We start from the raw sequence: 8,148 nt of genomic DNA, 5'->3' as shown, positions 1-8,148 counted from the left end.
GGATACAAGCCTCCCGCGCCAGAGGTCTTCATCCCCGCCATGACCGCGAGGGCGGCTGCGCAACCCGGACCAGCTACGCCGCCCGCGCTGGTGTCGAGACCAACCGTCCACTAACAATCACCTTGGACCAGCCGGCGGGGGCGGATCAGGACCACCTGGAACCCGCCGCCAACATCCGCCGCGGTAGGTCTGGGATCTCTCCGAACTCGCCATTCGATGCGGTCGAACTAACCCGCGGCCTTGAACGTCGCGACTTGCATGACCCAGGCTGCGGATCCTGAGAGCGATGCGGTGGCGCCATAGCTTCCGGTTGTCGTGACGAACCTGTCTTCGGCAATGTCGAGATCCGGTGCCGTGATGATACGCGTGGTGAAGCCGCCGCCGGCTGCGGAGAATCCTCCCGCCGTGGTTCCTGCGCCGAAGATGAGTTCTCGTGCTGCCGTCGTGCTGACCGTGCCGCTGTTTGCCGAACTGCCGGTGCCCGATGCCGAGGCGCCGGCGTCGAACGGGTTGACGGGATCAAGGCCGCTGTATTCGAGAGCGCGGAGATCGACGAACTGCGTGGGAGCATTGAAGGTCACCGTCACCGCGTTGGTCCCCGCGGCGGCGGCCTTGATGTTCTTCGCGTAATAGATGGCCTGACTGACGCCGCTTCCGCGCGCGGTCGGGACAGCGAGTTCATAGACGTTGCCCGCAGAATCGGTGACGGACGCAATGTTGGATGTCGTGTTGTTCCAGCCGATGACGAGAATATTGGTATTCCCGGCCACTTGCGCAGCGGCGTAGGTGACCGGGACCTGCGTCTGGTTGGTTTGCGGCGTGGCCGCATTGGCTTGCACGAATGCAAGTGGCGCGGATGTGGTGACCGCGTTGTAGGTCGCCGTATAGGTGGCGCCGCCGGCCGGCACGACGAGGATGTGGTCCTGCGCGCCGCCATCGGACCATGAGACGAAGTTGTAAGTGGTCGACCCGACCGTCGCGTTGCGCGCTTCGATCTCATGATGAAAGCCGATGAGCGTGTCGTATGTGAACGGGGTGGTGCGCGCGATGCCGTCGAGATAGAGCGTGACGCCGGCGGGCGCGGTCGCGAAGTTGAGATTGACCTTGTCAGGGAAGATCGTGACAGCCTGGCTCGATTGCAGCCCGCTGGAGTCCGTGACCGTGAGCATGATCCGGTAGCGCGTGAAGCCGCTGAAGTCATGCCCGGAGGTCGGGATCGTAAAGGTTCCGCTGGTCACGCCGGTGATCGGGATGCCCGGATGCACATGTCCCTCATGCAGGAAATCGATGTTCCAGGTGTAGGCGCTGGCAGGCAGTGTGCCGTCTTCGGCATCGGTCGCGGTCCCGCTGAAGGAAATGACATCGCCTGCCCTGAAGACCGCGCCATCGGTCGGCGAGGTTATGGTCGCGACTGGACGGGTGCCCACGGTGATCGCGATCGGCGTCGAGAGTGTCGCATTGGTCCCGTCGGAAACCGTGAGGCGGGCCTGATACGGGCCGGCGACCGTATAGATGTGCGACGGGTTGGCCTCGGTCGATGTCGTGCCGTCGCCGAAATTCCAGGAATAGGATAAGGGCTGTCCCTCCGGATCGGAGGAGCCGGCGCTGGAGAAATTAACGGCGAGAGGCGTCGGCCCCTGCGCGGGCGATGCGGAAGCGCTCGCGACCGGCGGCAGGTTCGAATCGATGAACGAGATGCGCCGGATCTTGCTCACGCCGAATGTGCCGCTGATATCGGAATAGCCGAGATCGAGATAGTAGAGAGCCCCCTCGGGCCCCTCCGTCAGATAGACGATGTCGCCATAGGGGCCATCGACGGATCCATCCTGCGGCTCGAAGTTGATGACGCCGGTAACCTTGCCGTTGGCGTCGAATGTCAGGCGCTTGATCCAATTTTGCGTGTAGTCGGCAAAGAAGAAGCTGCCCTGGTACTCGCTGGGGAATTGCGTGCCATGATAGACGAACCCCGCAACGACAGCGGCGTCCCGTCCATTATGCGGATAGTAATAGGCCGGCGCGGTGTAGGCGGGGTTGCCGTTGGGTGTTTCGACGTTGGGCCACCCGTAATTGGCCCCCCTGGCGCCGATATCGATCTCTTCGATCGCCGTGGAATAGGTGTTTCCGCCGACGTCGCCGATGATCAGGCGCCCGGTCGGCGCGTCGTAATAGGCGCGGAAGGGATTGCGCAGTCCGAGCGCCCATATCGCATCGAAGTTGGGGCCCGCACCGTCATAGAAGGGATTGTCGGTCGGGACGGTGCCATCCATGTTGAAGCGCAGGATCTTGCCGCGCGGTTTGGTGAGATCCTGCGCCTCGCCGGCGTTGAAATGCTCGCCGGTGGTGATCAGGATCTTCCCGTCATTGCTGAAGTTGATCGCGCCGCCATGGTGTTCGGCATTGGCGATCTCCGAATCCTGGTAGATGACGAATTCGCTGCCGGCGACGGTCCCCGTCAATGTCGCATTTGCGGTAAACCGCGAGAAACGATCGACGTTCGGCGAGCCCAGCGTGTAGAAGATGTAATAATAGTGGTTGGCGCTGAAGTTGGGATCGAGTGCGACGTCGTAGATGCCCTGCTGAACACCGGCCGAGCCGATATTGCTAAGCTTCAGGAACGGCGTCGGATCAGGCGTCGTATAGGGCGCCGGCAAGACCTTGATCGTGCCGGCCAGTTCCACCAGCAGCATGCGCCCGTCGGGAAGGAATTTGATCGCGGTCGGGAGATCGAATCCGGTGGCGAGAATTTCATTCTGAAAATTGCTGGCATTTGCCACATTCACAGCGATTGGTGCCGACACTGCCGTGTGGCCGTCGATATCGGTCGCAAGCGCCGTGATCGTGTGCGAGCCATTGTTCACGGTTCGCGTATCCCAGGCCAGCGCATAGGGGGCGCTGGCGTCAGGGGCGCCTGCTAGGACTCCGTCGATATAGAACTGGACAGTGGCGACGCCGGTGTCGTCGGTTGCGGTGGCCGTTACATTGACGATGCCGCTAACCTGCGCGCCGTTGGCCGGGACGTCGATCGAAACCTGTGGCGATCCGGCGGCCGGACCACCAACGGCTATGGTCATATCCGACTGGATCTGTGCCTGGGTGAGCACGCGGCTGTAGATGCGCAGGTCATCCAACAATCCCTTCTGGAATTGTTTGCCCGAGGCATCCGCTCCGATATTCATGGCGTTGCCGCGCGCCGTAATCGATGCCGAGAGCGCCTGCGTGTTGACGAGAGCGCCGTTGACATAGGTTCGCACCTGCGCGCCATCGAAGGTGATGGCCAGATGGGTCCACTGGTTGAACGGCAGCGTGGTGCCCGCCGTGGCGACACGCGGCCCGCTGCTTGTCCCGATGTAGAAGTCGGTCTTGTTGCCGCCGCCGAGTTCCAGGCCATACTGGTAGTAGGGCGAGGACATCGTCGTATTCCAGAATTTCCCGATAACAACCGAATCGCCGCTCGCCAGTGGCTGGGGATTGATCCACATCGACAATGTCAGTGCATTGCCGGAAATATTGGTCGAGGTTGAATTCGGGATCGTAATGTAGTCGTTCACGCCGTCGAAGCTCGCGGCCTTGCCATGCTGGCCCGCCACCCAGGCAACGCCATTGACCAGCGTCGCTGTATTTCCCTGGCCAGAGGAATCACTGGCAGTCGCGCCAACTCCCTCATCGAAAGAGTAGGCCGCGGCCAAGCCGACAATTTGCGCATTGGATACTGTCACCGTGACAGGTGCAGAATCCGCGGTGTTGTTCGAGGTGTCGCGCGCGCGCGCGGCGATCGTGTGGACACCGTTGGGAACGGTGCTTGTGTCCCAACTGACGCTATATGGAGCCGTCTTGTCCTCGCCTCCGCCGATCGCGACATTGTCGACCAGGAAGGTCACGCCGCCGACGCCGATGTTGTCGGTTGCATTGGCACTAATCGTCACCGTGCCGGAGAGCGGCGCGGATCCGGTCGGCGCGGTAATGGTCGCAGAAGGGGCGATCGTGTCGGGGGCGAGCGTGGTAGCGCTCGCAGGCGCCGATTGTGCCGAAAGATTCGCGGCCGCATCCACTGCGCGCACGGTGTAGCTATACGTGGTTCCGGACGATAGACCGGTGTCGTTGAACGTGGCTGTCGTCGCGGTTCCAACCTGCGTGTTGTTGCGGAAGACCTGATAGCCCGTGACCGCTACATTGTCCGTCGAAGCATTCCACGAGAGGTTGATCTGCGTCGGCGAAATGGCCGTGGCAGCGAGGCCAGTCGGGGTGGAGGGCGGCGTCGTATCTGCCGCAGCGGTGGTCTTGAATGTGCTGTTCGCGCTGATCGCTTCGTTGCCGGCGGCGTCGATAGAGCGGACACGATAATTATAAGTGGTGTTGGAGGCCAGACCGGCGAGCGCGACGCTGTGCGCAGTCACTAAGGTCGGGTCAAGCGTCGTCGTCGTGCCGTAACTCGCCGTGAGTCCGTATTCAACGCGTGAAGTCGCTGCTTCGTTGGTCGCCCAGGTGATTTGCGCCGAATTGCCGGTGATGTTGGTGGCCGTTCGTGCTGAAATCGTTGGGGCAGTCGTATCGAGGGTGATGGTATCGGTGACGGCTGTCGACCAGTTGCCCGCGGCATCGTTGAACTGGACATAGACGGTCTTGGTGCCGGCTCCACTGGAGAGCGTCCATGTCTTGGAGGATGCGAACGCCTCAGCGGTCGAAAATGAGGTGCCGTTGTTGGAGAACCGCATTTGCGTGACCGAGGTGACCGCATCGGTTGCGGTCAGCGCAAGCGTGACGGTCGTGGTGTTGGTCGCGGCCGCTCCTCCGTTGATGACGACGGTGCCGGTCGGCGCCTGGTTGTCTACGGTAACCGTAGCCGCAGTCGATGTGGTGATGTTGCCGGCAGCGTCGCGCGCCTGGGCCGCAATCGTGTGGGCGCCGTTCGATACTGTCGTCGTATTCCAGGAAACGCCATAAGGCGACGTGGTATCCTCGGATCCGATCGTAGCGTTGGCATCAAGCAAGAACTTCACGCCGACCACGCCGACATTGTCGGAGGCCGTGGCTGCAAGGTTGACCGTCTGCGAGAGGATCGATGCCGGCGGCGTGAGCGCTACGGTCGGCGGGGCCGTATCCGGTGGTGGCGGGGTGGTCCCCCCCAGCGGGGTTGTCATATCCGTCTGGATCTGCGCCTGCGTGAGCGCATGATCGGCGATGCGGACATCGTCTATCCGTCCGGGGAACTCGAAGCCGGTACTGCCGGAGCGACGGCCAATGGTCACGTTCGCTGTCGAGTTTTGCTGGGAATTGCTGACGGTGCCGTTCAGCTGGCCGTTGTCGAGGTTACCGTTGAGATAGACATCCAGCGTCTGGTTGGTGGCGTTGTAGACGCCGGCGATATGATACCAGGTGTTGAGCTGGAGCGTCGTCGCGCCGTAGCGAAACATCGCACTGCCGGAGTTGGTCGTGAGCTTGAAGCCGATGGTGCGAGGGCCGGTATCCTTGGTGAGATCGAGCTGGTATCCGGATTCGCCGGAGGTGCGCTTTGATACAACTGCCGCGTCATCGGAGGGAAACGAGCTGACATAGACCCAGGCGCTGACGCTCATGCTGCCGGTGAATTGCAGCGCAGCCGGGTTGCCGAGATTCACGAAATCATTCGCGCCATCGAGCGCCACGGCGTTGCCGTACTTTCCCGCCGTGAAAGTCGGACCGTTGGTCAGCGTACCCGTAATGCCGTGGCCCGATGCATCCGCCGCTGCGGTGCCGGAAACTTCGTCGAAGGCGTAGCCGGCGGTAATACCGAGGGGATCTGCCGCCAGCAGCAGCCGCGGTTCGAGCGTTTCAAAGATAATCTGCGCAGGGGGAGAGGAGGGCTCGCTGTCTCTGCTCCCTCGACGGGGGCGCCGATTGGCAAGTCGCCGCGTCACCCGGTTGAACAGGCTCACAGAACTCGACATCGCGCACTCCCAACGTCAAGCGACGGACTCTTGGGTTCGATGCAATGCGCTCTTCAATACCACACCGTTCTGCGCTTGTTAATCATGCCGGTATGGGCGGTTTTAGTTTAATTCCATCAGGATGTTAGTGCAGAAAGAGGGCGCGCAGAGGCAGTCGATCTGGCCGCGATAGATGTTTATTCGTGAATTTCTTTGTCATTCCGTCCCCGYGAAGCCGAGAATTTTGCTGACCCGCTGATCTTCAGCAACAGCGGCTCGGCGAGCGCGCCGGTGCAGACGTTCGGCCGCGCGTTGACTGCAGTTACGTAGAGCGCGTGCGATCGCGGCAGGAATTGGTCGATCGGGTGACAGGCTTCGAGTGACCAGTTGGAGCAGCCTGCGCGCGGAAAAGCGTTGAAGGAGTTCATCATCAACAGCGACGATGGCCTCGTAGCTGCCCGGGTCGCCTTGCCGGCCGGCGCGCCCGAAGAGCTGGCGGTCGATGCGCCGGGATTCATGGTACTCCGTCAGGATGACATGCAGACCGCCTGCCTCGCGCACCATCGCATGCAGTTGGATGTCGGTGCCCCGCCCGGCCATGTTGGTCGCGACCGTGACTCTGTTCGGTTGACCCGCACGCGCAACAATCTCCGCTTCCTCGCGATCCTGCCGCGCGTTGAGGACCATGGGGTCGAGCCCTGCCTCGTGCAGCAACCGCGAGATATGTTCGGATGCCTCCACCGATCGCGTTCCGACCAGGACGGCACGGCCCGCCCACGTCGCCGCGCGAACGGAGCGGACGACCACATCCCATTTCTGCTCTGCGGTCGGCAGCATGCGCGTGCCGGCGTTCAGACGCCGCAACGGTTTGTTCGTTGGAATGCGAACGATCGGCAGGCCGTAGGCGGCGTATAGTTCGCCTGCCGGCTCGATCGCAGTTCCGGTCATGCCGCAGAGATGCATGTAGCGGCGAAAAAAGCGCTGATATGTGATCTGTGCCAGCGTCTTGCGCCGCTCCGTGATGGCGCAGCGTTCCTTCGCTTCGATCAGCTGATGAATTCCGCTTTCCCAAGAACGGTCGGGCATGACGCGCCCGGTATACTCATCGACGATCTGCACTTTGCCATCGGCAACGATGTACTGGACGTCGCGCCGGTACAGATGCTGGGCAGCAAGCGCATGCTGGACGAGCTCCTCGCGGGCGCGCCGGATCGCCCATAAGCCGGGCAGCCCGGCGGAGAGCTTGGCGATCTCGCTTTCGCCGTCCTTGGTGAGGCGTATCAATTTTTCGTTCGGCAGGATCTGAAATGCTTCGCCGGGCTCCAGACGGCGCGCGATCTCGAGCGCGGCCTCGTAGAGACCGGCCGCGTTCTCAGCGCTTTCCTGCGCACCGGACAGGATCAACGGCGTGCGGGCTTCGTCAATGAGCACGCTGTCCGCTTCGTCCACGATCGCAAAATGCAGGCCGCGGAGGAGCAGCGGTTGATGGCTGCCGATGTGTCCGCCCTTGAATATGCGGCCGACAAGGAGCTGCGTGCTCGCGCGGCGCGCGCCGAGCGCCAGCCGGTCGCGGAGATAATCGAACACGAGTTCCTTGTTGGTGCAGTAGGTCACGTCGCTGGCATAGGCGCTCCGCCGTTCCTGGGGCGATTGCCCGTGCTCGGCGAGCCCGACGGTAAGGCCCAGCGCATTGTAGACCGGGCCGAGTTGCTCGGCGTCACGGCGAGCGAGATAGTCGTTGACGGTGATGATATGAACCGGACGGCCCATGAGCGCGGCGGAGATCGCCGGCAGCAACGCCGTCAAGGTTTTGCCTTCGCCGGTTTCCATTTCGGCGATAGCCCCTCCCATCATGGCGGCGCCACCCAGCAGTTGAACGTGGAAGTGGCGCATGCCGACGTGACGACGCGCCACTTCGCGCGCAAGGGCGAACGAAAGGGCCCGTTCGCGCGAGTGGAAGCGCGCTGACAGCAATCCTGCGCGCAATTCATCCGCACGCTCGCGCAGCCGGCGATCCGGCAGGTTCATGACCTGCGGCTCCAGGGATTCGACCAGCCGCGCGAAGCGCGAGAGCCGGTGTCGCCTGATTGCAGACAGCAGATAGGGCGAGATCTGGCCCCAACCACCAAGCAGCGCGCCATCGAAGCGGCCCTCCTTGCGGCTGGCGCGTTCAGCGTAGGGCGCATCCATCGCGAGCGAGCCCGCATCCATGATCTGCCGCCGGCTGCGAGGATGCGACATCTCG

General features: G+C 62.6%; 2 protein-coding genes. Both read right to left on the bottom strand.

The genetic code is table 11. The features are described 5' to 3' along the window. Positions 1-227: 227 nt before the first annotated feature. The gene (locus AB4Z16_RS27635) at positions 228-5,924 is read right to left on the bottom strand and encodes a LamG-like jellyroll fold domain-containing protein (protein ID WP_441514520.1); all 5,697 of its coding nucleotides are present in this window, start codon (positions 5,922-5,924) and stop codon (positions 228-230) included. 195 nt (positions 5,925-6,119) lie between these two features. Then, on the bottom strand, positions 6,120-8,144 hold the full coding sequence (locus AB4Z16_RS27630) for a preprotein translocase subunit SecA (RefSeq protein ID WP_441514519.1): 2,025 nt from the start codon (positions 8,142-8,144) through the stop codon (positions 6,120-6,122). Between the last annotated feature and the right edge of the window lie 4 nt (positions 8,145-8,148).

This window comes from Allobosea sp. TAF32, assembly GCF_052113585.1.
Taxonomy (GTDB): Bacteria; Pseudomonadota; Alphaproteobacteria; order Rhizobiales; family Beijerinckiaceae; genus Allobosea.
The sequence above is the reverse complement of the archived record's forward strand: the minus strand, read 5'-3'. Positions and strand labels throughout refer to the sequence as shown.